26 protein-coding genes are annotated in these 24,587 nt (G+C 72.7%); 12 read left to right on the top strand and 14 right to left on the bottom strand.

The features are described 5' to 3' along the window. Nucleotides 1–61: 61 nt before the first annotated feature. Both E9228_RS12110 and E9228_RS12105 read right to left on the bottom strand, forming a co-directional pair. Nucleotides 62–256 (bottom strand): DUF2795 domain-containing protein, encoded by a 195-nt coding sequence (locus tag E9228_RS12110; protein WP_110903840.1) that lies wholly within the window; start codon nt 254–256, stop codon nt 62–64. A gap of 110 nt (nt 257–366) precedes the next feature. Next, a complete protein-coding gene (locus E9228_RS12105) occupies nt 367–1,059 on the bottom strand; it encodes a TetR/AcrR family transcriptional regulator (RefSeq protein ID WP_166780781.1) in 693 nt (230 codons plus the stop codon). A 204-nt stretch (nt 1,060–1,263) separates the two neighbouring features. On the opposite strand from E9228_RS12105, the gene E9228_RS12100 reads away from it, so the two are divergent. Further along, the gene (locus E9228_RS12100) at nt 1,264–1,584 is read left to right on the top strand and encodes a hypothetical protein (RefSeq protein ID WP_166780780.1); all 321 of its coding nucleotides are present in this window, start codon (nt 1,264–1,266) and stop codon (nt 1,582–1,584) included. Nucleotides 1,585–1,666: 82 nt separating this feature from the next. Here E9228_RS12100 and E9228_RS12095 read toward each other — a convergent pair whose 3' ends face one another. Continuing rightward, nucleotides 1,667–2,578, bottom strand: coding sequence for an SDR family oxidoreductase (locus tag E9228_RS12095; RefSeq protein WP_166780779.1), 912 nt, complete (start codon nt 2,576–2,578; stop codon nt 1,667–1,669). A gap of 99 nt (nt 2,579–2,677) precedes the next feature. Beyond that, entirely contained in the window at nt 2,678–2,884 is a 207-nt protein-coding gene (locus E9228_RS12090; RefSeq protein WP_166780778.1) for a hypothetical protein, read from the bottom strand. 190 nt (nt 2,885–3,074) lie between these two features. On the opposite strand from E9228_RS12090, the gene E9228_RS12085 reads away from it, so the two are divergent. Continuing rightward, a complete protein-coding gene (locus E9228_RS12085; protein WP_166780777.1) occupies nt 3,075–3,866 on the top strand; it encodes a hypothetical protein in 792 nt (263 codons plus the stop codon). A 35-nt stretch (nt 3,867–3,901) separates the two neighbouring features. On the opposite strand, the gene E9228_RS12080 is transcribed toward E9228_RS12085, so the two are convergent. The 3 genes from E9228_RS12080 to E9228_RS12070 are packed head-to-tail and all read right to left on the bottom strand — an operon-like array spanning nt 3,902 to nt 6,869. Continuing rightward, nucleotides 3,902–4,684, bottom strand: coding sequence for an endonuclease/exonuclease/phosphatase family protein (locus tag E9228_RS12080; RefSeq protein WP_166780776.1), 783 nt, complete (start codon nt 4,682–4,684; stop codon nt 3,902–3,904). Next, nucleotides 4,681–5,295 (bottom strand): sigma-70 family RNA polymerase sigma factor, encoded by a 615-nt coding sequence (locus E9228_RS12075; protein ID WP_166780775.1) that lies wholly within the window; start codon nt 5,293–5,295, stop codon nt 4,681–4,683. The genes E9228_RS12080 and E9228_RS12075 overlap by 4 nt, the downstream gene beginning before the upstream one ends. A 56-nt stretch (nt 5,296–5,351) precedes the next feature. Next, nucleotides 5,352–6,869 (bottom strand): LCP family protein, encoded by a 1,518-nt coding sequence (locus E9228_RS12070; RefSeq protein ID WP_341849874.1) that lies wholly within the window; start codon nt 6,867–6,869, stop codon nt 5,352–5,354. Between the two features lie 137 nt (nt 6,870–7,006). On the opposite strand from E9228_RS12070, the gene E9228_RS12065 reads away from it, so the two are divergent. Beyond that, nucleotides 7,007–7,843 (top strand): ElyC/SanA/YdcF family protein, encoded by an 837-nt coding sequence (locus tag E9228_RS12065; RefSeq protein ID WP_166780773.1) that lies wholly within the window; start codon nt 7,007–7,009, stop codon nt 7,841–7,843. A 54-nt stretch (nt 7,844–7,897) separates the two neighbouring features. Here E9228_RS12065 and E9228_RS12060 read toward each other — a convergent pair whose 3' ends face one another. After that, complete coding sequence (locus tag E9228_RS12060; RefSeq protein WP_166780772.1) at nt 7,898–8,548, bottom strand: GntR family transcriptional regulator; 651 nt, start codon at nt 8,546–8,548, stop codon at nt 7,898–7,900. 12 nt (nt 8,549–8,560) lie between these two features. Next, a complete protein-coding gene (locus E9228_RS12055; RefSeq protein WP_166780771.1) occupies nt 8,561–10,708 on the bottom strand; it encodes an efflux RND transporter permease subunit in 2,148 nt (715 codons plus the stop codon). Between the two features lie 87 nt (nt 10,709–10,795). Between E9228_RS12055 and E9228_RS12050 the strand changes: the two genes are divergently transcribed. Beyond that, nucleotides 10,796–11,215 (top strand): MarR family winged helix-turn-helix transcriptional regulator, encoded by a 420-nt coding sequence (locus tag E9228_RS12050; protein WP_166780770.1) that lies wholly within the window; start codon nt 10,796–10,798, stop codon nt 11,213–11,215. A 76-nt stretch (nt 11,216–11,291) separates the two neighbouring features. Next, a complete protein-coding gene (locus E9228_RS12045; protein ID WP_166780769.1) occupies nt 11,292–12,314 on the top strand; it encodes an LCP family protein in 1,023 nt (340 codons plus the stop codon). A gap of 73 nt (nt 12,315–12,387) precedes the next feature. On the opposite strand, the gene E9228_RS12040 is transcribed toward E9228_RS12045, so the two are convergent. The 5 genes from E9228_RS12040 to E9228_RS12020 form a co-directional block, all read right to left on the bottom strand. Further along, nucleotides 12,388–13,086 carry a LysM peptidoglycan-binding domain-containing protein gene (locus tag E9228_RS12040; protein ID WP_166780768.1) on the bottom strand — a complete coding sequence of 233 codons (699 nt, stop codon included), beginning with the start codon at nt 13,084–13,086 and terminating at the stop codon, nt 12,388–12,390. Between the two features lie 337 nt (nt 13,087–13,423). Continuing rightward, nucleotides 13,424–14,575, bottom strand: a complete 1,152-nt coding sequence (gene rlmC / locus E9228_RS12035) for a 23S rRNA (uracil(747)-C(5))-methyltransferase RlmC (protein ID WP_166780767.1) — start codon at nt 14,573–14,575, stop codon at nt 13,424–13,426. A gap of 17 nt (nt 14,576–14,592) precedes the next feature. Then, on the bottom strand, nt 14,593–15,495 hold the full coding sequence (locus tag E9228_RS12030) for an SMP-30/gluconolactonase/LRE family protein (protein ID WP_341849873.1): 903 nt from the start codon (nt 15,493–15,495) through the stop codon (nt 14,593–14,595). Between the two features lie 69 nt (nt 15,496–15,564). Beyond that, complete coding sequence (locus E9228_RS12025) at nt 15,565–16,185, bottom strand: VTT domain-containing protein (protein WP_166780765.1); 621 nt, start codon at nt 16,183–16,185, stop codon at nt 15,565–15,567. A 77-nt stretch (nt 16,186–16,262) separates the two neighbouring features. Continuing rightward, nucleotides 16,263–17,030, bottom strand: coding sequence for an SDR family oxidoreductase (locus tag E9228_RS12020; RefSeq protein WP_166780764.1), 768 nt, complete (start codon nt 17,028–17,030; stop codon nt 16,263–16,265). 52 nt (nt 17,031–17,082) lie between these two features. On the opposite strand from E9228_RS12020, the gene E9228_RS12015 reads away from it, so the two are divergent. From E9228_RS12015 to mnhG, 7 genes are all read left to right on the top strand, one after another. After that, nucleotides 17,083–17,886: an SDR family NAD(P)-dependent oxidoreductase gene (locus E9228_RS12015; RefSeq protein WP_166780763.1), complete on the top strand. Its 804-nt coding sequence runs from the start codon at nt 17,083–17,085 to the stop codon at nt 17,884–17,886. Between the two features lie 164 nt (nt 17,887–18,050). Next, nucleotides 18,051–20,921, top strand: a complete 2,871-nt coding sequence (locus E9228_RS12010; RefSeq protein ID WP_166780762.1) for a Na+/H+ antiporter subunit A — start codon at nt 18,051–18,053, stop codon at nt 20,919–20,921. Beyond that, on the top strand, nt 20,918–21,430 hold the full coding sequence (locus E9228_RS12005; protein ID WP_252727986.1) for a Na(+)/H(+) antiporter subunit C: 513 nt from the start codon (nt 20,918–20,920) through the stop codon (nt 21,428–21,430). Before E9228_RS12010 ends, E9228_RS12005 begins: the two co-directional genes overlap by 4 nt. Next, complete coding sequence (locus E9228_RS12000) at nt 21,427–23,175, top strand: Na+/H+ antiporter subunit D (RefSeq protein ID WP_166780761.1); 1,749 nt, start codon at nt 21,427–21,429, stop codon at nt 23,173–23,175. Before E9228_RS12005 ends, E9228_RS12000 begins: the two co-directional genes overlap by 4 nt. After that, the gene (locus E9228_RS11995) at nt 23,172–23,753 is read left to right on the top strand and encodes a Na+/H+ antiporter subunit E (RefSeq protein WP_166780760.1); all 582 of its coding nucleotides are present in this window, start codon (nt 23,172–23,174) and stop codon (nt 23,751–23,753) included. Before E9228_RS12000 ends, E9228_RS11995 begins: the two co-directional genes overlap by 4 nt. After that, the gene (locus E9228_RS16800; RefSeq protein ID WP_208385852.1) at nt 23,750–24,160 is read left to right on the top strand and encodes an MrpF/PhaF family protein; all 411 of its coding nucleotides are present in this window, start codon (nt 23,750–23,752) and stop codon (nt 24,158–24,160) included. The genes E9228_RS11995 and E9228_RS16800 overlap by 4 nt, the downstream gene beginning before the upstream one ends. Beyond that, nucleotides 24,157–24,519, top strand: a complete 363-nt coding sequence (gene mnhG, locus E9228_RS11985; RefSeq protein ID WP_166780759.1) for a monovalent cation/H(+) antiporter subunit G — start codon at nt 24,157–24,159, stop codon at nt 24,517–24,519. The genes E9228_RS16800 and mnhG overlap by 4 nt, the downstream gene beginning before the upstream one ends. The last annotated feature ends 68 nt before the right edge of the window (nt 24,520–24,587 follow it).

The raw sequence follows: 24,587 nt of genomic DNA, 5'->3' as shown, positions 1-24,587 counted from the left end.
CGCGGGCTCGCAGCCGCGCGCGGTGTCGCCCAGCGCGAACCTCGGCGGCAGGCGCAGGCGCCTAGCTCGCGTCCGAGACCGCGCTGGAGACGGCGGTCGGGGCGTCGTACTCGCCGTCCGGGATCGCACGGAGCGCCTCGAGCACGTCGTCGGGGGCGTTCTCCTTCTCGGCGGTCGACACGACGTCGTCCTTCGAGGCGGGGTAGTCGATGCCGCTCAGGTACTTCTGGATCTGGATGGGGTTCGGTGCTGCCACGATCGTTCCTTCCGTTGGGCTTCCCGGCGTACCCGGGGTGCCCTCGGCACCGTCCCAGCGGATGCGGTCGGCGGCCAGCACGGACGGCAGGGGCCGACTAGTGCCTCCGGTCAGACCGACCAGGACTCGTCGTCGGACCAGGACACGTCGCCCCAGGTCGACAGCCGACGCTGCGCGGTCGCCTCGTACCGTTCCATCCAGCCGCGTTCCAGGCGGGCGACGGCACGGTCGAACGCCGCGACCAGGTCGAGGTCGCTGCGCAGCAGGGCCTGCAGCTGCAGGCCCTCGTAGAGCGCGATGAGCTGCTCCGCCCCGCGACGGGGGTCCATCGTGTGCGGGGCACGACCCACCGCGATGTCGTGCTCCAGCCCGCGCTTCACCTGCGCGAAGAACAGCTGGTAGCGCGACCGGAGGTAGTTCGACATGGCGTGGTCGGGGTTGCCGGCGACGCTGAGCAGCGCGACGAGCAGACGCATCAGGGCCGGGTCGTCGGCGTTCGAGGCGACGATCGCACGGAGGAGCTCGACGGTGCTGCCGTTGCCGACCTCACGCGTGACCTCGTCCATCCGGGCGCCGTTCCACCGGTCGACCGCGGCCAGGACCAGACCGTCCCACGACGGGAAGTGCTGCTGCAGCTCGAACGTCGAGATGTCCAGACGCTCGGCGACGTGCTCGGCCCGAGCTTCGTGGAAGGGGACGTCACGGAGCAGGTCGACGGTCGCGCCCACGATCCTGATCCGCAGGTGCAGGGTCGCCGCGGCGGCAGCGGCAGCCATCGTGTCGGCGCTGGTGTCCTCGAGCATCGTGCCCTCCGTGTCCGGGACGCACGCTCAGATCGTGACCGTGGCGTCCGGGGGTGCGGACGTCCTGTCCGCATGACGATCCTGGCGTACATCGGGGGGACTGCGCATCCCCGGTCCGGGGGTCGGCAACATGGGGGACAAACGGGGGGCGCGGAGCGGCCACTGCCTGGGCGTGTCCGCGGTCAGGTGTGTGACGATGCCGGGATGTCCCCGAACGACTCCACCGCACAGGGCCTGGCGACCATGGCGTCCGCCGGGTTCGAGTTCGCGAGCAGCCCGGAGCAGGTGGCGCACGACGTCCGCACCATGTGGGAGCACCTCGGCCGCCCCGAGGGTGCCTTCGAGGCGGCGGCCGCGGCGATCGCCGTCCTGCCGCAGCGGCCGGAGGTCCCGGTGGCCCTCCAGGCCCGGCGCCGGGAGTTCGAGCAGGCCGTCGGCATCAACCCGGTCGAGGTCGAGCTGGCCGCCGCCCTCGCGGCACGCGAACTGCTCGAGACGATGGCGCGCACCTGCGGCACCCGCTGACACTCCGACCGCGTGACGGGAGGCCCGTGGCTGCAGAGCCGCGGGCCTCCCGTCATGCACGGCGTTCCCGCCGGACCACCGACTACGGGGTCGGCATGCCGCCGTCGACGTGGAGCGTCTCGCCCACGACGTAGGACGACTCACCGCTGGCGAGGAAAACGAACGCCGGCGCGAGCTCGGCGGGCTGGCCCCAGCGGCCGAGGTAGGTCTGCTCGCCCGCGGAGGGCAGGGCGTCGGACGGCTGGCCGCCGGCCGGCTGCAGCGGGGTCCAGATCGGGCCCGGTGCGACCGCGTTGACGCGGATGCCCTTCGGCGCGAGCTGCGCGGCGAGGCCCTTCGCCAGGTTGTTCACGGTCGCCTTCGTGGCGGCGTAGTGCACCAGGTGCGGGGACGGGGCGTACGCCTGGATCGACGTGGTGTTGATGATCGTCGAACCCGGCTTGAGGTGCGGCACGGCGGCCTTCGTGATGCGGAACGTCGCGTACGCGTTCGTCTTGAAGGTCTCGTCGAACTCGTCGTCGGAGATCTTCGTGATGTCGTCGACGTTCTGCTGCTTGCCGGCGTTGTTCACCAGGATGTCCAGGCCGCCGAGCTCCTGCACGGCCGTCTCGACGAGCTGCTCGCAGAACGCCAGGTCCTTGATGTCCCCGGGCAGGGCGACGGCCTTGCGACCGGCGGCCTCGATGAGGGCGACGATGCGGTCGGCGTCCTCCTGCTCCTCGGGCAGGTAGCCGATCGCGACGTCCGCCCCCTCACGGGCGTAGGCGATCGCGACGGCCGCGCCGATGCCCGAGTCGCCACCGGTGATGAGCGCCTTGCGGCCCTCGAGACGGCCGGAGCCGCGGTAGGTGTCCTCGCCGTGGTCGGCCGGGACGTTCTGCGCCATCTCGGCGTCGGTGCCGGCGCCCTCGAGGTACTGCTCGTCCGGCTTCTTGTCGGCGTAGAGCTTCGTCGGGTCCTGCATGGTGTACTGGTCGATCCGCTGGTCCGTCATGGCTGTGACGGTACGCACGGGCTCACCCGCCGTCGTTCAGGAGGCTGTCCCCCGCCGCGCAGACCGGCTGCTGCCGCGTGGACCCGCAGCGGGCGGCCCTCAGACCGGGCGGTACACCGCGATCGGCGGGGCGTCGTCGCCCTGGTCCTCGGCGTCGCCGGTCTGCGCCCAGGTCCGCCCGTCGTGGTCGATCGTCGCGGGCAGGTCGCCGTGCACGATCATCCGCACCGCCGGCTCGTCGCCGTCGATGAGGTCGACGCCGTGCGCCGCGTTGTCTCCGGTGCTGTCCACCACGTACTCCGCCATGCGGGCGACGGTACGCGGGGTGACCCGGGACCGGCCGGGAGGCCCGGCGCACGTCGCGGGGCGCGCCTCCCGTCCGGTGCGACACGGCCCCGGAACACCCGTCCCGGCAATGTCACGGTCCGGTGACGGTGCGGCCCCGTTTCGGTAACACCCGTCGCCCAGTCCACGGGAGGCGGCTACGGTCGAACGAGTGACCCCCCGGACTGTGATGACGATCGGCGCTGTGGCGCTCGCCCTCGTGGTGGGCAGCGGCGCCTCCGTCGACCAGTGGACGGGCCAGGACCTCGACCGTGCCGCGGCGTCCGAACCGAGCGCGACGGCGACCAGCCGGACCGCTCCGGCCGACCGTGTGCCCACGTGGCGACCCGTCTCCGCTGCCGCCCTGCGGTCCGTCGACGCCGTCGAACTCCGCGCCGAGTCGATCGTGCTCCGCGCTGACGACCGCACGATCACGTCCGTGTCCATGCGCGACGCGAAGCACACCGTCGGGGTGCTCGACCGTGTCCTCGGCACGCCGGCCCGCACGCAGACCGCCGACGGCGACGCCGGTCGGTGCGTCCCGGCCAGCACGACCTCGACGTGGGGCGGGGCGATCCGCGTGGCCGCGCTGTCCGAGCCCGGGTCCGCCGGCAACCGGGTCGAGGTCCGTGTGCTCCGCGACCACGTGCGCTCCCGACTCGGGGCCGTCATCGAGCTCTCCGGGCCGGACGGGGTCCAGGTCGGGGACGACGTCGCCGACCGCATCCACGACGCGGCGAAGAGCGAACGCGAGTCCCTCGGCTCGGACGACGCCCGGGCGTGGCAGCTGCTGCTGGCGCGCGGGTGGTCCACCGAGCGGAAGTCCACCGAGCGGAAGTCCGGCGAGCAGGAGCACACCGCGCGGAAGTCCGACGGCGCCAACGGGGTCTCGGTCCTGACCGACGAGTCGACCGTGACCGTCATCGGGTCCCCGATGCCGATCCGGCCCGCCCGCGGCTGCTGACGCCTGCTCACACCCGCGGCTGCTGACCGCTGGGCTCAGACGCGGATGGTCGCGATCACCGGGAAGTGGTCGCTCGCGAACCACGTCTCGGGGCCGTCGTGGTCGATCCGCACCCGGTCCACACCGGCGACGTCCCGCGTCAACACCCAGTCGATGCGCTCCCCGGTCGACACCGGCGGCCGCCACTCGTTGTACGACGCCGTCCGGTCGTCGGCGTCCCCCGCCACCGTCCACGCGTCGGTGTACCCGGCCGCGGCGAACACCCGGGACGCGGCACCCGAACCGGCCGGCTCGTTGCAGTCCCCCGCGAAGAGCACCGGCCCGTCGACGACGGACAGCCGCTCGACGATGAGCGACGCGCTGCGCCCGCGGACCTCGTCGCCGTGCGGGCCCTGCTCGTGGTCCATGTGCGTCGTCAGGAGCGTGAACGTCGGCCCCTCGGTGTCGAGGAACTGCACGTGGTTCGCGATCCGCGGGTACAGGCTGCCCCACGTGTTCGACACCGGCTCGTCGGGGGTGTCCGACAGCCAGAACGAGCCGGACTCCGCGGGCCGGAAGCGGTCCCGCCGGTAGAAGACCGCGGCGTGCTCGCCTGCCGTGCCGCCCTCGCGTCCCTGGCCGATGTCGGCGTGGTCCGGCAGGCCGGCGCGGAGGTCGTCCATCTGCGAGGCGAACGCCTCCTGCACGCAGAGCACGTCCGGGTCGTTGCGGCGGATGACGTCGAGGACGACCGGCAGTCGAGCGGGCCAGTCGTGCACCGGGTCCGGGTTCTTGATGTTGTAGGTCATGAGGGTGATCGGGCGTGCGGTGCTGGTCACCCCTCGACCGTACCCGGGCGCTCCCCCGAGTCCGCGCGGTCTGCGCCTGCCGGACCGGTCATCGTCCGCCGGAGGGTCAGGACACCGTCGCGCGCCCGGGACTTCGCCGTGCCGGTGGGGACGCCGAGTGCGCGTCCGAGCTCGGGGCCGGACAGGTCGGCCAGGTACCGGAGGACGACCGCGTGCCGTTGCCGCTCCGGCAACCTGCCGAGAGCGCGGTGGAGTGCCAGCCGGTCGAGGACCGCTTCGGCGCGTTCGACGGAGCCGTGGTCGACGGCCTCGTGGTCGCGGACGCCGAGCCGACGGTCACGCTCCCGGTCCGCCTGCGCCTTCCGCACCCGGTCGATCGCCCGTCGGGTCGCGATGGTCCGGATCCAGGCGATGGCGGGGTGCGCGGGGTCGTACCGGGGTGCGAGCCGCCAGACCTCGAGCATGACGTCCTGCGTGACGTCCTCGGCGAGCCAGGCGTCGTGCAGCTGCCGCCGGGCGACCTGGAGCACGAGCGGCCGGAACCGTTCGTCGAGCCGTCGGAAGGCCTCCCGGTCCCCCGCGGCGACCCGCAGCAGCAGGGCGCGCTCCTCGTTCCGTCGTCGGCACAGCTCGTCGTCCACGCGCTGTAATGTGACATGCCAGCCTGGACGGCAGCGGCGAGCGCTGCTGTGACGGGTCAGTTGATGCAGGCGCCGTCCTGGCCGTACTCGTGCACCGCGGTGGACGACGGGCTCGGCTCGGCGGCCTCCTCGGACGGCTTCGGCGCTTCGGGCTGCTGCGACGGCTGATCGCCGCCGTCGGCCGGGGTGCTCGCCCCGCTGTCCGGCTCTGCTGCCGCCGTGGGCGTCTTCCCGTCGGTGCCGAGCACCAGGGTGATCCCCTGCACGGCCGTGCTCTGGACCGGCACCGCGCCGGGGACGACGGCGACGACGGCCTTGGCCTGCGCCTCCATGCCGACCGGGTACTGCACCATCGTCGTCGCGGTGGTGTCGGACGAACCCGGCGCACCGACCTGGAAGCCGCGCCCCGTGAGGACCGCGCTGGCCGCCGCGGCCGCACCGGTGACGCCGCTGCCGTTGGACACGGTCACGGACACCGACGCCGCGTCGGCGGCCTTCGCCTTCGTGAAGGCGGGCGGCTCGCCGACCAGGCTCTGCACGAACGCGGGCATGCCGGCGGTGTCGACCTCGACGATCGAGAGCGCTGAGCCGTTCGGGTAGATGGTCGGTGTGCCGAGGATCGGGATCGTCGCCGACTTGATGTTCGACGGGCGGAGGTTGCTCATCTGGCTCGCGAGCGTGAGCATGTCGAGACCCTGGTCGGTCTCCACCGATCCACCGATCGCGCTGATGATCTTCGTCGTCTTGACCGGGTTGAGCAGGGTGCCGGCGGACAGGATCTTCCGCGCCTCCTGCGAGAGGAAGTACTGCTGCCGGACCTGGCGGTCCAGGTCGCCGTTCGGCAGACCGTGGCGCTGTCGGACGAAGGAGAGCGCCTGCTTCGCGTCGAGCTTCGACGGGCCGGCCGGCAGGTCCACACCGGAGAACGGGTCCTGCGCGGCCTGGTTCAGGCAGACGTTCACCGGCCCGAGCTGCTTGACGATCTCGTAGAAGCCGAGCAGCGAGACCCGCACGTAGTGGTCGATCGTCAGACCGCTCAGGCCCTGGATCGTGGCGATGAGCTTCTGCGCCCCACCGGTGTCACCGCCGCCGTTCATCGAGCCGTACGAGAAGGCGCTGTTGAGCTTGCCCTTGCCGACGCCCGGGATGTCGACGTAGGAGTCGCGCGGGAACGAGATCATCGTGGCGCTGCGCCCGTCCGCCGCGATGTGCAGGACGATCATCGTGTCGGTGTTCGTCGCACCGCCGTCGGACTCGGTGCTCAGTTCGGCGAGCTGTTCCGGGGTGGCGTTGTCCGGCCGGTGGTCGTCACCGACGAGCAGGATGTTCATCGCCCGGCCGTCGACGTCGTCCTTCGCCGGCGGCGCACTGCCGATGGCGTCGACCTTCGTCACGCTGCTGGTGAGCAGGTTGTAGGCGTACGCCGCGTACCCGCCGCCGAGCAGCACGGCCATGGTGAGGACGCCCGCCAGCGCGGGGAACAGGAACCCCCAGTGGCGTTTCCGGCGTCCGTGGCGGGGCGGCACGGCGCGATCGGCCCGGCGCGGCCTGGTCTCCTCGGGTGCGTTCGTCACGGGGAGAACCATAACCGTGGGGCGCGCAGATGACATGGATTCCGCCTGGACGACCTGTACGAGACGACCGGGAGGCACGGCACCGGCCGCGCGGACCGCCTGCGTCGCGCCCATGGTCACCCCGTACTGTCGGTGGGGTGTTCCTGACCGTCGTCGCCGTCTGCTGCGCCGCCGTCGCGGTCCCCCTGCTGTGGAACGGTCTCCGGGCCGTCCGTCGGGGCGCACGGAGCCTGACCCGGCTGCTCGCGCTCGTCGCCGGACTCTCGGTCCTGGCACTCGGCGTGCTCGTCTCGGTGCTGGCGGCGATCGGCACCCCGGTCAGCACGGCGACGCTCGTGCTGGTCCTGGCGGTGGCCGGCTACCTGGCGCTCGTCTTCCTCGTCTTCCTCGGTGCTGCCCTGACCTACGGCCACGTCCGGGTGACGGAGGAGGCCGAGTCGCTCGTCGTCCTCGGCTGCGGGCTCGTGCACGGCGAGGTGTCGCCGATGCTGCGCTCCCGGCTGGACCGCACGCTCGAGGTGTTCCACCGGTCGGTCGCCGCCGGTCGGACCCCGGTCGTGGTGGCCTCCGGGGGCCAGGGTGAGGACGAGGACCGCACCGAGGCCGACGCCATGGCGGAGTACCTCGTCCGGCACGGGGTCCCGTCGGGACTCGTGCTCCGCGAGGGCCGGTCCACGAACACCCGCGAGAACCTCCGCTTCTCGCGGGAGCTCCTGCAGGACGCGGGCATCGGCGGGCGGACCCTCGTCGTCACGAACGACTACCACGTCATGCGGACGGCGATGACGGCGCGGCACACGGACCTCGACGCCCGGGTGCTCGGAGCACCGACCGCGCGGCAGTCGGTGCCGAGTGCGTTCCTGCGCGAGTTCGCCGCCGTGCTCGTGATGCACGGCTGGTGGCACCTCGGCGCGGTGGCCGCGATCGTCGCGCTCTGGGCGGTCGGGTTCACCACTGGGGTGCTGCCCGCCTGAGGCGTGTCAGCTCCGCTGGGGGCCGACTGCTCAGCTCCGCTCGGCGCCGACCGCTCAGCTCCGCTCGGGCAGCAGGTGCACGGCCTCCATGGCGAGCTCGGCCGCGATCGGGTCCGCCGCGCGCACCGCGTCCCGCAGGTCGGCGATGCGCGGCGTGACGACGTCGACCGGCACGACCTCGGCGATCTCCGGCACGCGGAGCTTGAACGAGAGGCCGTCCGTCGTGGCCCGGCACAGCTGCGCGAGCGAGGCGTTGCCGCAGGCGTCCGCCCACATCGCGTAGACGTCGGCGCCGTCGTGTGCCAGGGCCGCCTGTTCGCCCTTGCCGAGGCGGGTGAGCACCTGCTCGAGCGTCGCCACGACCTTGCGGCGCTCGGCGTCGGTGAAGCGCGGGACGGCCAACCGGACGACCCCGCCGTAGATCACCCCGAGGGTCTGGTACGCGTCGAGCAGCTCGCCCTTCGTGGGTGCGGCGACCCGGGTGTACCGGTTCGCCGCCATCTCGACGAGTCCTGCTCGGGCGAGTTCGGCGAGCGCTTCGCGGATCGGCGTGCGGGAGACCCCGAGCCAGGCGATGAGGTCGTCGTCGTTCAGCCGCTCGCCGGGCTCCAGCGTGCCGTCCATGATGGCGTCCCGGATCTTGTCCTGGACGGTGTCGCGGAGGAGTTTGCGCTCTGCTGCGGGCTGCGTGGAGGGAACGGGCATGCTGTCAGCGTGTCACATGTCACCCGGTCGCCGCGAGAGGCGCGACGGCCACCAGGCCCGGCGTCCCAGTTCGAGCACGAGGGCCGGGACGAGCAGGGACCGGACCACCACGGTGTCGAGCAGGACCCCGAAGGCGACGACGAACGCGATCTGCACGAGGAACAGGATCGGGATCACGCCGAGGGCCGCGAAGGTCGCCGCGAGCACCACCCCGGCCGAGGTGATGACCCCGCCGGTGGCGCCGAGTCCGCGCAGGACCCCCTCGCGCGGGCCGTGCCGGAGCGTCTCCTCGCGCACCCGGGTCATGAGGAAGATGTTGTAGTCGACGCCGAGCGCCACCAGGAACACGAACGAGAAGAGCGGGACCGACGGGTCGGCGCCGGGGAAGTGGAACAGGTGGTCGAACACCAGCGCGCCGACGCCCAGCGCGGCCGCGAAGGACACGATGACGCTGCCGATGAGCACGAGGGGCGTGACGATGCTCCGGAGCAGCAGCATCAGGATGAGCAGGATCACCACGAGCACGACGGGGATGATCACGGTCCGGTCGCGGATGCCGGTGTCGTTCGTGTCGATCGCGGTCGCGGTCACCCCACCGACCCGCGATCCGGGGTCGACGCGTTCGACGGCGGTCCGGAGCTCGCGCACGGTGTGCTCTGCCGCCGCGGAGTCAGCGGGGTCGGCGAGTGTGGCCTCGAGCAGCACCTGACCGCGGGACACGGTCGGGTCGGCTGCCGTCACGCTGGAGGGGGCGCCGCCGGTCCCGACCCTCGTCGCGTCCGGTCCGGCGGGCACGCTCCCGGAGGGTGCGCCCTTCGCGGCCGCGGCGACGGCGTCGACCCCGTCCACGCCGGCGACCGCGGCAGCCAGGTCGTCGATGCGGTCCGCGTCGCCGAGCACGAGGGCCGGGCTGCCCGAGCCGCCCGGGAAGTGGTCGGCGAGCACGGTCTGCCCATCGCGGGCCTGCGACTGCCCGATCACCAGGTCGCTCTGCGGGACCCCGTCGGCGCGGAGCCCGAGCAGGCCGGTGCCCATCGCCAGGAGCCCCACCGTGCAGACGATCCAGACGACCCGCGAGCGCCGCCCGACGAGCCGACCGACCCGGGCCCAGAGTCCGCGGGCGTCCGGTCCGGTGAGCACCGGGTGGGCACTGCCGAACGCGGGGCGGAGGGGCCAGAACGCGGCACGGCGGAAGCAGAGCAGCAGTGCGGGCAGGAGGGTCAGGGCGGCGAGCACGCTGAACGCGATGCCGATCGCCGCGACCGGGCCGAGCGCCTTGTTCGAGTTGAGGTCGGAGAGCAGCAGGCACAGGACCCCGACGATGACGGTGCCGCCCGAGGCGACGATCGGCTCGAGGCTGCCCCGGAGCGCGGCCTTCGTGGCGTCCCATCCGGTGCGGTGGTCACGGAGGGCCTCGCGGTACCGCGAGGTGTACAGCAGCGCGTAGTCGGTCGCGGCACCGATGACCAGGATCGAGAGGATGCCCTGCACCTGCCCGTTGACGGTGACGACGCCGGCCTTCGCGAGTGCCCAGACGACGAGGATCGAGGCGGTCAGGGCGAACACCGCGGTGGCGAGCACCAGGAACGGCAGCAGCGGCGAGCGGTAGACCACGATCAGGATCACGAGCACCGCGACCAGCGCGACCCCGAGCAGCAGACCGTCGATGCCCGCGAACGCGGCGGTCAGGTCGGCGGTGAAGCCCGCCGGGCCGGTGACGTACCCGAGCACGCCGTCCGGCAGCGCGGCGTCGACGTCCGTGCGGATGGCCGTGACCGCGTCCCCGGTCTCGGCGGACGCGGTCAGGGTCGCGACGATCTCCACGGCGTCGCCGTCCTCGCTCGGGATGACCGGGCTGACCTGGTCGACGTCGTCGCGGTCCCCGAGCGCGTCGGCGATGCGCCCGGCGGCCGCGGTGTCGGCGCCGGTCAGGCCGCCGTCGCGCTCGAGCACGATGATCGCGGGGGCGCCGCTGGCGTCACGGAAGTCGCTGCTGCGGTCCTGGACGGCGGTGGCGTCGGCGGACGCCGGCAGGAACGAGGTCTGGTCGTTCGTGGAGACCTCGGAGATCCGACCGAAGAAGGGGCCGCCGACCGAGGCGACGACCAGCCAGACCAGGACGACGAGGGCGGGGATCGCGATGCGGAGGGAGCGGGGCACGACGGCGAGCGTACACCGATCGTCAGCATGCTGAACACTTTGTCGCGCGGCGGGATCTAGTGGACTGCTCCACCGTAGACTCGGGGCATGGAGGACCAGTCCGCGCAGTGGCCGATCGGACGCCTGCTCGCCGCGGCCTCCCGTGCTGTGGAGCGCGAGTGGGACGAGCGACTCCGGGCCATCGGACTCCAGCACGCCGCCCTCATCGCGCTCGACATCGCCCTCCGCAACGGCCCGACGGGCGCGGACGTGATCGCCCGGACCGCACGCGTGCAGCCACAGACGATGTCCCGCACCCTCGAGCGACTCGAGCGCGACGGGATGATCGTCCGCAGTCCTCACCCCGAGGACGGGCGCCGACGACTCGTCACGGTCACCGACCACGGCCGGCAGATGTGGGACACCGCACGCCACATCGAGCGGGAGCTCCTGCCGGACGACCCCGAACTCCGCGCCCGGCTCGGGGCGATCCTCGCCGGGTCCAGGGGCACCCCTCCCGTCGCGTGACACTTGCGTCTGACATGTCAGATGTGTCACGCTGGACGGGTCGGCATCAGGGCCGACCCGATCCTCGGGAGCCCGTATGCCCGGCCGTCGCGCCACCCGACCCGTCCGTCGCCGCCGCCCCCTCCTCGTCGCGCTGCTCGCGACCCTCGGCTCCCTGACCGCCGTCGCCGCGGTGCTCGCCGTGGTCGCCGCCACGTTCATCGGGGGTCTCGCCGAGCGCTACGACGCCGGTCGGACCGTGATCGAGGACCCCTTCCCGACCGACAGTCGCCCGGTCGACCACGGTGACGCCGTCGACGTCCTGCTCATCGGGTCGGACGCACGCGGGTCGGACGCCCGCGGACCGGACGCCCCGGCGGAGGACGGCACGACCGGCGGACGAGCCGACACCCTGATGCTCGCGCACGTCCCGGCGGACCGACAGGACATCACGCTCCTGTCGATCCTCCGGGACACCTGGGTCGAGGTCCCCGGGCACGGCGAGGCGAAGATCAACGCCGCGTACTCGTGGGGCGGCGTCCCGCTGACGGTGCAGACGGTCGAACAGCTCCTCGACGTCCGGATCGACCACGTCGCCGAGATCGACTTCGCGGGTTTCGCCGGCATGACCGATGCCCTGGGCGGTGTCACCGTGCAGTCGCCGTCGACCTTCGACGCCCAGGGGCACCACTTCACGGTCGGGCCGGACCACCTCGACGGTGGCGGAGCGCTCGCCTTCGTCCGCGCCCGTCACGCCTTCGCCGATGGCGACCACAGCCGGGTGCGGAACCAGCAGGCGTTCATGCGCGCCGTCGTCGAGCAGCTCCTGTCCGAGGAGACCCTGACGAGCCCCGACACCGTCCGGCGGTTCGTGTCCTCGACCAGCGAGTACCTGTCCGTCGACCCCGGCCTGGACTCCGCCACGTTGGTCGCGCTCGGGTGGTCGCTCCGCGACGTCCGGGCCGACGACCTGCACACCGCCACGCTGCCGTCCGCCGGAGCGGGCACCAGTGCGGACGGGCAGTCCTACGTCCGGGTCGACGACTCCGCCGTCGCGAGCCTGACGATCGCGCTGCGCTCGGACGACCTGCAGGGCTGGCTCCGGACCCACGCCGGCTGATCCCGGGAGCACGACGAAGCGCCCCACGACCGAGGTCGTGGGGCGCTTCCGATCGGCTGCGTGACGCGGTGCGTCAGGCCGGGAGCTGCAGGGTCTGCCCCGCGTAGATGAGGTTCGCGTCGTCGACGGTCGACGTGTTCGCCGCCCACAGCTGCTTCCAGCCGCCCTCGACACCGAGCTTCGTCGCGATGGTGTCGAGCGTGTCGCCCGAGACCACCTTGTACGTCTTGCCGCTGGTCGGCACGGCGGCCGGCTTGGTGGCGGTCGCCGAGGGTGCCGGCGTGCTCGCGACGGCCTTCGGAGCCGCGGCCGCGGGCGCTGCCTGCGGTGCCGGAGCAGCCTGCGGTGCCGGGGCAGCCGGAGCAGCGGCCACCGGGGCGGGCGCCGGAGCGGCCTGCTGGGCGACCGGGGCCGGTGCGGCACCGCTGGTGCCGCTCAGGCCGAGCTTCGCCGAGCACGCGGGCCAGGCACCCCAGCCCTGCGTGGCGAGGACGTTCTCGGCCACGGCGATCTGCGTCTCACGGCTCGCGCCGGCCGGGCTGCCGGTGCCGCCGTTGGCGGTCCAGGTGCCCTGCGAGAACTGCAGCCCGCCGTAGTAGCCGTTGCCGGTGTTCGTGGCCCAGTTGCCGCTGGACTCGCAGGCCGCCAGGGCGTCCCAGGTCGAGCCGTCGGCCGCGCTGGCCGGTGCAGCCGCGAGACCGACGCCCGTCGCGGCGATGCCGGCGAAAGCCAGTCCGCCGACGAGGGCGCGAGTTCGGGTGTGGTTCTTCATGTCGTTGCTCCACCGGGGTCGCGATCGTCGTTCCCGACGTCGGCTGCCCACCCCGACCGATCGCGGTCAGTCTGATGGTGTCGCCGGGGGCAGCCTCCGCGCCGGCGTCACGGTGGGCCACCATAGGAAACTCACGCTCGTTATCAAACTGAGACCAACGGTTCTACCCAGCAGTGCTATGTACCCCGCGCGGACCCTGTACGGGTCGATCCCCATGGACGCGGCGATCGGGCGTACCCGGGTACACGACCTTCCGAGTTCCCTGGCAATCGTGGTCCCGGGTGACCCGACGGGGGCCGGGAGGCACGTGTCGAGCCCGCGCCGTGCCTCCTGTCCGTCAGTCCCGCGACAGCAGCGTGACGGCCTCGAGGTGTCCCGTCTGCGGGAACATGTCGAGCACGCGGACCCGCCGCAGGCGGAACGACGGCATCACCGCGAGGTCGCGGGCGAGCGTCACCGGGTTGCAGCTGGAGTAGACGACGTGCCGCACCTCGGACGTCTCCAACCACCCGGCGAGCTCGGCACCGATGCCGCGTCGGGGCGGGTTGACGACCACGAGTTCCGGGGTGCTGCCGGCGCGGGCCCGCAGGGCGTGGGCGGTGGCGTCGTCGGCGGCGAAGCGGACGTCGGTCAGGCCGGCCTCGCGGGCGGACTGCTTCGCGGAGACGATCGCCTCACGACTGGTCTCGATCCCGGTGACCGAGCGACCCGGGCGTGCGGCGTGCAGGGCGAAGCCGCCGACGCCGCAGTACAGGTCCCACATCGACGCCGTGTCGACCTCGTCGATCCACGCCGACGCCTGCGCGTAGAGCTCCGTCGCGACGGCCGTGTTCGTCTGGAAGAAGCTCTGCGGGCGCAGGTGCATCGTCACCGGGCCCAGGCGCATCGGCAGGGTCTGCTGCTCGGTGAGGACGACCTCCCGCTCCCCCTCGGTCACGGCCTTGTGTTCCGGCAGCAGGTTCGCGGTGACGACGACCGCCTGCGGCAGGACTCTCCGGAGGTCGTCGAGCCGGTCGCGGAGGCGCGGGAGCTGTCCTTCGCTGCGGAGCACGAACCGCACCATCAGCTCGCCGTCCGGCGACTCGGTGACGAGCACGTACTTCAGCTCACCGCGCCGCTGCCGGACGTCGTACGGCATGAGCCCGGCGGACGCGATGAAGTCGGCCAGGACCGGCAGCGCCCGCTGGATGCCCGGCGTGCAGATGCCGCAGTGCCGGAGGTCGACCCCGCGCTGCCGCTCGTCGAGGATCCCGACGGTGGGCTGCTGCACCGTGCCGCCGACGACCATCTTCGCCTTGTTGCGGTAGCCGGACTCCGGGCTGGTGACCGCTGGCAGCCACTCGACGGAGCCCGGACCACCGGCCGCGTCGACGGCGTCGTGGAGGAGTTCGCGGGTGCGGAGTTCCTTGTCGAGGACCTGGTCTCCGTATGGCTGACCCATCAGGGTGCACGACCGGCAGACCCCGCGGTCGAAGTAGTCGCACTGCATGGCCGAGCCAGGATACGTCAGCGGCGGGCGGCGTCCCGGGCGGTGGTCCGGATGCGGTGCACCGAGGTCGTCGCGGTGACGAAGAGGTCACGGCCGTCGTCACCGCCGAAACAGAGGTTCGCGACGGTCTCGGACACCGGGACCACACCGATCCGGGTGCCGTCCGGCTCGTACACGAACACCCCGACGGCCGCCGAGGACCAGATCCGCCCGTCCTCGTCCACCCGGATGCCGTCCGGGACGCCCTCGCCCGGGGCGAAGCGCACCAGGTCGCGCCCGTTCTTCACCCGCACGCCCGGCACGCCGGGGGCGGCCGGACCGTCCGTGACGACGTCGTACGCACGGATCACCGGGCGGTCGCCGTCCGAACTCGCCACGTAGAGGACCCGCTCGTCGGGTGAGAAGGCCAACCCGTTCGGCTCGTCGACGTCGAGCGCGACCGGACGCAGGTCCTCGCCGTCGGGCCCGCAGCGGAACACCCAGTGGTCGCCGTACTCGCGGACGCCGGGGTGCCCCTCGCGCGGCTGCGTGATGCCGTAGGCCGGGTCGGTGAACCAGACGCTGCCGTCCCGGGCGACGACGACGTCGTTCGGGGAGTTGTACGCGACCCCACCCCACCGCGCCGTGATCAGGGTGACGACGCCGTCCCGGTCGCGCTCCACCCGCCGGAGTCCGTGCGAGCACTGCACGACCGACCCGTCGTGGTCGAGGGTCCGGCCGTTCGTGAACTCGACCCCGTCGGCGTACACCGACACGGAGCCGTCGGACGCCGCCCACTGCAGGATGCGGTCCCCGGGGATGTCCGACCAGCGGAGCGTCCGGGTCGCGGGGATCCAGCACGGCCCCTCGGCCCAGGTGCTGCCGGTGTGCAGGGTCTCGAGCGCGGTGGGGTCGGGGACGAGGTCGGTGAGGCTCGGCACGGGTTCTCCTTCGAACGGTGCGACCACGCTAGTGCGCGCACGTCGCGGTGCGCCGGGCTCCCGGGCGGTTCAGACCGCGGCAGCGGCCTCGCTGCGGCGGCGCACGGCCTTCTCGACCGCCGAGATGCCGACGCCGAGCAGGATCGAGGCCACGACCGCGAGCACGGTCACCAGGAACGGCTGCTCCCGGCTCCAGTGCCCGGTCGCGGCGGCGATCCCGACGCAGTAGGCGGCCCAGACGACGTCGGCGATGGCGCAGCTGACCAGGAACCGTCGGACGTCGAGCCCGCTGTCGGCGCCGACCAGGTTCGTCGTCAGCCGGCCCATCGGGATGAACCGGCCGAGGACGGCGATGCGCCCCGGGGCGGCACGGTAGCGCTCGTCGATCGACTCGCGGGCCTTCCGGACCTTCGGGCGGGCGAACCAGGACTTCGAGCCGAGGTCGACCGAGCGGGCCAGCTGGTAGAGCGCGAGGTCGCCGAGCACCATGCCGATCGTGGCCGCGACGACGAGGAGCAGCACGGGCAGGAGTCCGCCGTCACCGCCGACCAGCAGCGTGCCGATCGCGACGACCATCGCCTGACTGGGCAGGAAGACCGCGATGCTGCCGACGGCGAGCACGAGGCCGACCACCAGGAACGCCCACGGGGTGCCGACGAGCTGCAGCACCACCTGTTCTGCTGCGTCCACGGGTCACCCTCCACGGCACGAACCAGACGCACCGCCCTCGATCATCCCAGGTCCTGGGCACCGCCGCGCGCGCGGGCTCAGTGCTGCGACACCGGGGAGAGCACGAGCTCGTCGATCCGCACGTGGGCCGGAGCGGACAGCACGAACCCGACGGCTCGGCCGACGTCCTCGGGCGTGAGCATCACGGCACGTGCGGCAGCGTCCGGCACGCTCGGGCGCTGGTCGAGGAAGTCCGTCGCGACGTCGCCCGGGCAGAGGTGCGTGGCCCGGACCCCGTGCTGCGCCTCCTGCTGGTTGAGCGTGCGGACGACGGGGCCGAGGGCCGTCTTGCTCGCCGAGTACGCCACACCCGCGCCCGGCTGTGACGACCACCCCGCGTACGAGGACACGACGACCACGACCCCGCCGGAGCGCCGCAGGGCGGGGAGCGCCGCGTCGACGACCTGCACCACCGCCGTCAGGTTGGTGTCGATCACGGCACGGAGCTCCGACATCGACTGGTCGTCCCACCGTCGCCGCGGAGAGTTCAGCCCGGCCGACAGGACGAGCCCGTCGATCCGACCGTGTCGCCCGAGGAGGGTGTCGCGGGCCGCGGTGACGGCCTCCGGGTCGGTGGCGTCGAGGGGCAGGACGTCGGCTGTGCCGCCCGCGGCGCGGATGCCGGCGGCGACCGCGTCGAGCCGCTCGGTGCGACGGCCGCTGAGGACGAGCCTCCAGCCCGACCGTGCCGCCACCTGTGCGGCCGCGGCGCCCATGCCGCTGCCGCCGCCGGTGACCCACAGGACACGGTCGTCCGTCGCGGGGCGGTCCGTGGTGGGCTGGTCTGCCGTGCCGTCGTCCGTCATGGGTGGGACAGTAGACGCGTCGGCGTCGACGGACGCCCCGAAAGGAGCGACGATGCACCTCGACCTCAGTGACCGGGTGGTGGTCGTCACCGGCGCCGCCCGCGGGATCGGCCGGACCATCGCGGAGCGGTTCCGCCGGGAGGGCGCGCACGTGGTCGCGCTCGACCTGGCGGCGGCGCTCGCGGACCGGGCGACGGACGACCAGCCGGGAGGCCCGGCCAGCGTCCCGGACGCCACCCACGCTCTCGAGGTGCTCGCCTGCGACGTCACCGACCCGGCGTCGGTGCGCGCCGCCGTCGACGAGGTCGTCGCCCGGCACGGCACGGTCGACGTCCTCGTCAACAACGCCGGCATCAACGTCGAGGGCCGGGTGGCGGACCTGGGGTGGGACGCCTGGCGACGGTGCATGGACGTGAACCTCGGCGGCACCTTCCTCATGAGCCAGGCGGTGGCGCCCGTCATGCAGCGGGCAGGGCGCGGCCGGATCATCAACGCGGCGTCCTTCGCGGCGATCGTGCCGAGCGTGGGCAGTGCGGCGTACGCGGCGTCGAAGGCGGCGGTCGTGCAGTTCACCCGGGTCCTCGCGTCGGAACTCGGGCCGTGGGGCATCACCGTCAACGCGTACGCGCCGGGCATGGTGCCGACCGCGATGAACGGCTTCGCGACCATGCCGACCGCGGACCAGGACCGGCTGCTCGACACCCTGTCGATCCGGCGGTGGGAGACGCCCGACGACGTGGCGGACGTCCTGCTCTTCCTGGCGAGCGACCTGTCGGGGTACGTCACGGGGACGCTGCTCGACGTGTCCGGGGGCAAGTTCGCCACCCAGATCCCGTCGCGGGCGTACGAGGGCTGAAACCGGGGCGGACAACCGCGCCCGCGAGCGGGCAGAGTCGGGAGCAGTCTGGACCACCGCGACGGACCCTGTCCGCTCGCACAGGATCTGCCCATGCGGCTCTCCGTAGGCTGTGAGGTGCCAAGAGAGCCGGACTGCAGCCCGACCCCCGAGGAGGTGCCCCTGTGTTCACCGTCCTCATCGCGTTCGGCGTCATCGCACTCGTCGTCCCCGCACTCACTCCCCTGCTGGGGCGTCGCGTCTTCTTCGTCGCCGCCCTCGCCCCCGCCGCCGCCGCGGTCCTCACGCTCACCCAGACCGCTCCGGCGCTCGGTGACGGCGTCACGGAACGCGTGCGCTGGATCCCGCAACTCGCACTCGACCTGGCGTTCCGGGTGGACGCCCTGTCGTGGGTGCTCGCCCTCGTGGTCACCGTGGTCGGCGCGCTCGTGCTGGTCTACTGCGCGTCGTACTTCCCCGACGACGAACCCGGTCTCGGTCGGTTCGCCGGCGTCCTGACCGCGTTCGCCGGGTCGATGTACGGCCTGGTGATCGCCGACGACGTCATCGTGCTGTTCGTCCTGTGGGAGGCCACGACGGTCTTCTCCTACCTGCTGATCGGGCACGACGCCGCGAAACGTGCGAGCCGGGCCGCGGCGATGCAGGCCCTCGTCGTCACCACGGCCGGCGGACTGGCGATGCTCGCCGGTCTCGTGGTGGTCTCGGTCGCCGCGGGCACCACCTCGCTCTCCGGCATCATCGCCGCACCGCCGACCGGTACGGCGGTCACGGTGTCCGTGATCCTCGTCCTGGTCGGCGCGCTGACGAAGTCGGCGATCGTGCCGTTCCACTTCTGGTTGCCCGCCGCGATGGCCGCCCCGACCCCGGTGAGCGCGTACCTGCACGCCGCCGCGATGGTGAAGGCCGGCATCTACCTCGTCGCGCGCCTGGCCCCGGCGTTCGCGCTGCTCGACGGCTGGCGCGAGACGATCACGGTGCTCGGGGTGCTCGGCATGCTCGTCGGCGGGTACCGGGCACTGCGGCAGACCGACCTCAAGCTGCTGCTGGCGTACGGCACGGTCGCCCAGCTCGGGTTCCTCGTGCTCGCCGCGGGATGGGGTGTGCCGGAGATCGCCCTCGGCGGGGTCGTCCTGCTCGTCGCCCACGCCACGTTCAAGTCCACGCTGTTCCTGGTCGTCGGAACGGTCGACCACGTCAGCGGCACCCGCGACCTCTGGAAGCTCAGCGGCCTCGGTCGACGGCTGCCCGGGCTGGCGGTCGTCGCGGTGCTCGCGCTCGCGTCCATGGCCGGCATCCCGCCGCTGATCGGCTTCGTCGCGAAGGAGGCCGTGCTCGGCGGCTTCCTCGAGGAACTGCACGGTGCGGACGCCGGCTGGGCCTGGGTCGCCCTCGTCGGTGTGACGATCGGGTCGGTCCTGACCGTGGCGTACTCGTGCCGGTTCTTCTGGGGCACCTTCGCCCGCAAGTCCGGGGTCGCCCAGACCGAGCCGCACGCGCTGCACGGGCTCTGGGTCGTCCCCACCGCGCTCGGTGTCGCGGGGCTCGTCCTCGGCCTCGCCACGCCGTTCGTCGCGCACGGCTTCGAGTCCGCCGCCACCGCCGCACGGCACGGCAGCGGCGAGGTCGGACACCTGGCGCTCTGGCACGGGTTCGAGCCGGCGCTCGGCATCTCCGCCCTGACCCTGGTCGGCGGCGGCGTCCTCTTCCTGCTCCGCACCCGGGTCGAGGCCGTCCAGCACCGCCTGGCCGGGTCGCCGTCCGCCTCCGCCAACTACCGACGGCTGATGCGCGGCCTCGACCGGTTCGCGACCTGGCTGACCGCCAGCCTGCAGCGCGGTTCGCTGCCCTACTACCTGACCGTCATCCTGTCGGTGTTCGTCGCCGGTGCGCTGGCCAACCTCGTCGTCGGCGGCCCCTGGGCGTTCCACATCCGGTTCGCCGACACCTGGGGCCAGCTGCCCGTCGTCGTCGTGATGGCGATGGCCGCGATCGCCGTCCTCGCCGCGAAGACCCGGTTCGCCGCCGCGGTCCTGGTCGGTGTGACCGGGTACGGCACCGCGATCCTGTTCCTGCTGCACGGCGCCGTCGACCTCGCCCTCACCCAGCTCGTCGTCGAGACCGTGACGCTCATCGCGTTCGTCCTCGTGCTGCGCCGACTGCCCCCGCGGATCGGCACCGCGAACCCGTCGCGCTTCCGGGTGCTCCGGGCACTGTTCGCGGCGCTCGCCGGGCTGACCCTGGCGATCGTGGTCGTCGTCGCCGCGTCCGCCCGGACCGCGGAGCCGCTCTGGCCCGACCTGCCGGCGCTGACCAGCTCGTTCGGGCACGGCCTGAACGTCGTCAACGTCGCCCTGGTCGACCTGCGCGGCTGGGACACCCTCGGCGAGCTGACCGTCGTCGTGGCCGCGGCGACCGGTGTCGCGAGCCTGATCTTCGTGCGGTCCCGCGAGGACACCCTGCCCCGGCTCCGGGACATGCCGTCCGCGGTCGCGAGCGGTGACGACCGGGCCGACGGCGAGCCGCGGGCGTGGCTGCCGACCAGCGCGGCGATCCCGACCGGACGCTCGGCACTGCTCGACGTCGTCGTCCGCCTGCTGTTCCACGGCCTCGTCGTGCTGTCGGTGTACCTGCTCTTCGCCGGGCACAACTCGGCCGGTGGCGGCTTCGCCGGCGGACTCGTCGCGGGCATCGCCCTCGCCGCCCGGTACCTGGCCGGCGGTCCGGCGGAGCTCGGGGCCGCGGCACCGATCCGCGCCGGCCGACTGCTCGGCCTCGGTGTCGCCACGGCCGGCATCACCGCCATCACGCCGATGTTCTTCGGCAAGGACGCGCTGTACTCCGAGTTCTTCGAGGCCACCGTCCCCGTCCTCGGCCACGTCGAGTTCGTCACCGCCACGTTCTTCGACATCGGCGTGTACCTGGTCGTCGTCGGACTCGTGCTCGACGTGCTCCGCTCGCTCGGGGCCGAGGTCGACCGCCAGCGCCTCGAGGACCGCCGCGTCCCCACCGCCGACACCCTGGAGGGACCCGCATGACCGTCACCCTCGTCCTCGTCATCGCGATGGCCGTGCTGTTCTCGTGCGGCGTCTACCTGCTCCTCGAACGCTCCCTGACCCGGATGCTGCTCGGGTTCCTGCTGCTCGGCAACGCCCTGAACCTGCTGCTCCTGACGATGTCCGGCGCCGCGGGCGCCCCGCCGATCGGCAAGACGGCGGACGGGATCACCGACCCACTGCCGCAGGCGTTCGCCCTGACCGCGATCGTCATCACCTTCGCGGTCAGCGCGTTCCTGCTGGCCCTGATCCACCGCTCGTGGCGACTGTCCCGAGCCGACGAGGTCGAGGTCGACGAGGCGGACGTCGCGATCCGCACCGACCGCCACGACCCGGCCGACGACGACCCGGAGCTCGCCGAGGACGACAGCCCGACGCGGCACGACCCGAAGTCCCCCGAGGACGCCGACGACCCGCACGAGACGACGCCGCACGACACCACGCTGCACCACACCGCCCCGCACGAGACCGAGAGCAGGCCCCGCACGTGACCTTCCTCGTCCCGCTCCTGGTCCTCGTCCCGCTGCTCGGCGCCGCCGTCGCCCTGGGCCTGCTCCGCCACCAGCAGCTGCAGCGCGCGATCACGGTCGCGGTGCTCGTCATCGCGGTCGCGGTCGCCGTCACGCTCATGGTCCTGGTCGACCGGCACGGCACGATCGTCGTGCAGGTCGGCGGGTGGCAGGCCCCGTACGGCATCTCGCTCGTGGTCGACCGCCTGAGCGCCCTGCTCCTCACGGTGTCGAGCTCGGTGCTGCTCGTCGTCCTGCTCTTCTCGATCGGGCAGGGCCTGGCCGACGACGACGAGGACGCCCCGGTCACGATCTTCTACCCGACCTACCTGGTCCTGGCGGCGGGCGTGCTCGACTCGTTCATCGCCGGCGACCTGTTCAACCTCTACGTCGCGTTCGAGATGCTCCTGGTGGCGAGCTACGTGCTCATCACCGTCGGCGGCAGCGTGCAGCGGGTCCGCGCCGGCACGACGTACATCGTCACGAGCCTGATCGCGTCGTCGATCTTCCTCGCCGCCATCGGCCTGGTCTACGGCGCGACCGGCACCGTGAACATCGCGCAGATCAGCCAGCGGGTGGCGGAGCTGCCGGACCACGTCCAGCTCCTGCTGCACACCATGCTGCTCATCGGCTTCGGCATCAAGGCCGCCGTGTTCCCGCTGGCGTTCTGGCTGCCCGACTCGTACCCGACCGCCCCGGCACCGGTCACCGCGGTGTTCGCCGGCCTGCTCACGAAGGTGGGCATCTACGCGATCATCCGGCTCGAGACGATCATCTTCCCCGGACCGCAGCTCAACGGGGTCCTGCTCGTCGTCGCCGTCCTGACGATGGTGGTCGGCGTGCTCGGCGCGGTGTCGCAGACCGACGTGAAACGCCTGCTGTCCTTCACGCTCATCAGCCACATCGGCTTCATGGTGATGGGCATCGGACTCGGCTCGGTGGTCGGCACCGCGGCCGCGGTGTTCTACACGGTGCACCACATCGTCGTGCAGACCACCCTCTTCCTGGTCTCCGGCCTGATGGAACGGGTCGGCGGCACCACGTCGACCCGGTCGCTCGGTGGCCTCCTCAAGGCGGCGCCCCTGCTCGCGGCGCTCTACCTGATCCCGGCGTTCAACCTCGGTGGCATCCCGCCGTTCTCCGGCTTCATCGGCAAGCTCGGGCTGTTCCGCGCCGCGGCCGAGGACGGCTCCCCCCTCGCCTTCGTGACGATCGGTGCCGGGGTCGTGACGAGCCTCCTGACCCTGTACGCACTGATGCGCGTCTGGGACGCGGCGTTCTGGCGGCCCAAGCCGGCCGCCGAGGCCGCCGCCCCGCACGCCAGCGTCGCGGAGCCGCACGAGCACCTGCGCGCCCCGGAACCGGCGCCGGTCACGGTCCCCGAGACGGAGGCCGACGGCCGACCAGGAGGCTCCTCCGACGCCGGTGCGCCGGCTGCGGTCGTCCGCGCCCCGGCCGGGGACGGCTCGGTCGCGACACTCGACGACCCGACGCGGTCCGACGCTGCCCCCTCCGACGCTCCTGCCCAGGGCGACGCGCCCTCCACCGAGCACGCGCGGGCGAAGCTGCCGCCGATGCTCGTCGCGGTGACCACCGTCGCCGTCCTCGGCTCGGTGGCGCTGACGGTCCTCGCCGGCCCGCTGTACGGCTACGCGACCCGTGCGGCCGAGTCGCTCGAGTCCCCGGACCGGTACGTGCAGGCCGTCCTCGGCGGTGACGCCCGATGAGCGACGTCAAGCGGTTCACGAACGCCCGTCGGATGGCGCTGGCGTGGCGGTACGACGTGCCGCTCGTCGTCGGGCTCACCGTCCTGTGGGCACTGCTCTGGGGCAGCTGGACGCCGCTGACGCTGCTGTGCGGTGTCGTCGTCGCCCTGCTCGTGACCCAGTCCCTGCCGCTGCCGCCGGTCCCACTGTCCGCCCGGTTCTCGGTCGTGCACGTCGTCTGGTTCCTGCTCGTCTGGGCCGGGTACGTCGTCACGGCGTCCTTCCGGGTCGCCTGGGTCGCGGTCCGGCCGCGCGGGGTCCGGAAGAGCTCGATCGTCCTGGTCCAGCTGCACACCACCTCGGAGATGACCTTCACGCTGTCCACCATCGCGATCTCCCTCGTCCCCGGCTCCTACGTCATCGACGAGGACCTGCGCCGCCGACGCCTGCTGCTCCACGTGCTCGACACCGAGCGCACCGAGCAGGTGGACGACGCCCGCCGCGAGGCCCTGCGCATCGAGGCCCTCGTGATCCGCGCGATCGGGTCCCGGCAGGACGTCTCCGAGCTGTCCGAGCCGCTGCCCGAGGTCGTCCGGTGAGCGCCGCCGTGATCGTCCTGGCGGTCGGGATCGCCCTCGTCCTGGCGTTGCTCGGCGCGACCCTCGTGCTGGCGGTCGGACGCATCGTCCGCGGCCCGACGATCCTCGACCGGATGATCGGGTCGGACATGGTGCTCACCACCGTCCTGCTCGTCATCGCCGCCGCGATCGTCGTCCGGCAGGACCCGAGCGCGGTTCCGGTGCTGGTCGTGATCGCGGCGACGAGCGTCTTCGCGACCGTCGCCGTGGCCCGCGCCGTCACCCCGTCGACCGACCCGGGCGACGAGGGAATGGACGCCACCACACCCGAGCACGCGGTGCAGACCGCCGACGAGGCCACGGTCCCCGGCCCGGCGGACGACGCACGCGCCTCCGACGACGGCGACACCGCAGGAGGCCAGCGATGACCGAGATGACCGACATGCTGCAGGCGTTCCTCGACGACGCCGGCATCCGGGCGTGGATCGCGCTCGGGCTGCTGCTCGTCGGCGCGGCGCTGTCACTCGGTGCCGCGATCGGCATCGTCCGCTTCCCCGACCCGCTGGTCCGACTGCACGCGATGTCGAAGCCGCAGGTGCTCGGGTTGGCCTGCTGCCTGGCGGCGGTCGTCGTCGCGGTGTGGACCTGGTCCGTGCTGTGGATGGTGATCCCGGCGATGGTGTTCCAGCTCGCGCTCGTGCCGGTGTCGACGCACATGATCGCCCGCGCCGGACTGCGCTCGGGCGACTACCGACACGAGGACCTGCTGGTCGACGACACCGAGTGACGGCGCCCGCTGACCGGCGCGGCAGGGGCGTCGCACCAGTCCACGGGTGGCGTGCCGGGTAGCGTGGC

It is taken from the genome of Curtobacterium salicis (assembly GCF_011759505.1).
Taxonomy (GTDB): domain Bacteria; phylum Actinomycetota; class Actinomycetes; order Actinomycetales; family Microbacteriaceae; genus Curtobacterium; species Curtobacterium salicis.
Note: the sequence above shows the minus strand (reverse complement) of the source record. Positions and strands in the feature narration are given on the sequence as shown.

Coding starts and splice junctions, on each gene's coding strand:
- mnhG (WP_166780759.1), top strand. CDS start 24,157: ATGACCGAGATGACCGACATGCTGCAGGCGTTCCTCGACGACGCCGGC.
- E9228_RS12005 (WP_252727986.1), top strand. CDS start 20,918: ATGACCGTCACCCTCGTCCTCGTCATCGCGATGGCCGTGCTGTTCTCG.
- E9228_RS11995 (WP_166780760.1), top strand. CDS start 23,172: ATGAGCGACGTCAAGCGGTTCACGAACGCCCGTCGGATGGCGCTGGCG.
- E9228_RS12090 (WP_166780778.1), bottom strand. CDS start 2,884: ATGGCGGAGTACGTGGTGGACAGCACCGGAGACAACGCGGCGCACGGC.
- E9228_RS12040 (WP_166780768.1), bottom strand. CDS start 13,086: ATGAAGAACCACACCCGAACTCGCGCCCTCGTCGGCGGACTGGCTTTC.
- E9228_RS12105 (WP_166780781.1), bottom strand. CDS start 1,059: ATGCTCGAGGACACCAGCGCCGACACGATGGCTGCCGCTGCCGCCGCG.
- E9228_RS12045 (WP_166780769.1), top strand. CDS start 11,292: ATGCCCGGCCGTCGCGCCACCCGACCCGTCCGTCGCCGCCGCCCCCTC.
- E9228_RS12100 (WP_166780780.1), top strand. CDS start 1,264: ATGTCCCCGAACGACTCCACCGCACAGGGCCTGGCGACCATGGCGTCC.
- E9228_RS12095 (WP_166780779.1), bottom strand. CDS start 2,578: ATGACGGACCAGCGGATCGACCAGTACACCATGCAGGACCCGACGAAG.
- rlmC (WP_166780767.1), bottom strand. CDS start 14,575: ATGCAGTGCGACTACTTCGACCGCGGGGTCTGCCGGTCGTGCACCCTG.
- E9228_RS12015 (WP_166780763.1), top strand. CDS start 17,083: ATGCACCTCGACCTCAGTGACCGGGTGGTGGTCGTCACCGGCGCCGCC.
- E9228_RS12060 (WP_166780772.1), bottom strand. CDS start 8,548: ATGCCCGTTCCCTCCACGCAGCCCGCAGCAGAGCGCAAACTCCTCCGC.
- E9228_RS12020 (WP_166780764.1), bottom strand. CDS start 17,030: ATGACGGACGACGGCACGGCAGACCAGCCCACCACGGACCGCCCCGCG.
- E9228_RS12050 (WP_166780770.1), top strand. CDS start 10,796: ATGGAGGACCAGTCCGCGCAGTGGCCGATCGGACGCCTGCTCGCCGCG.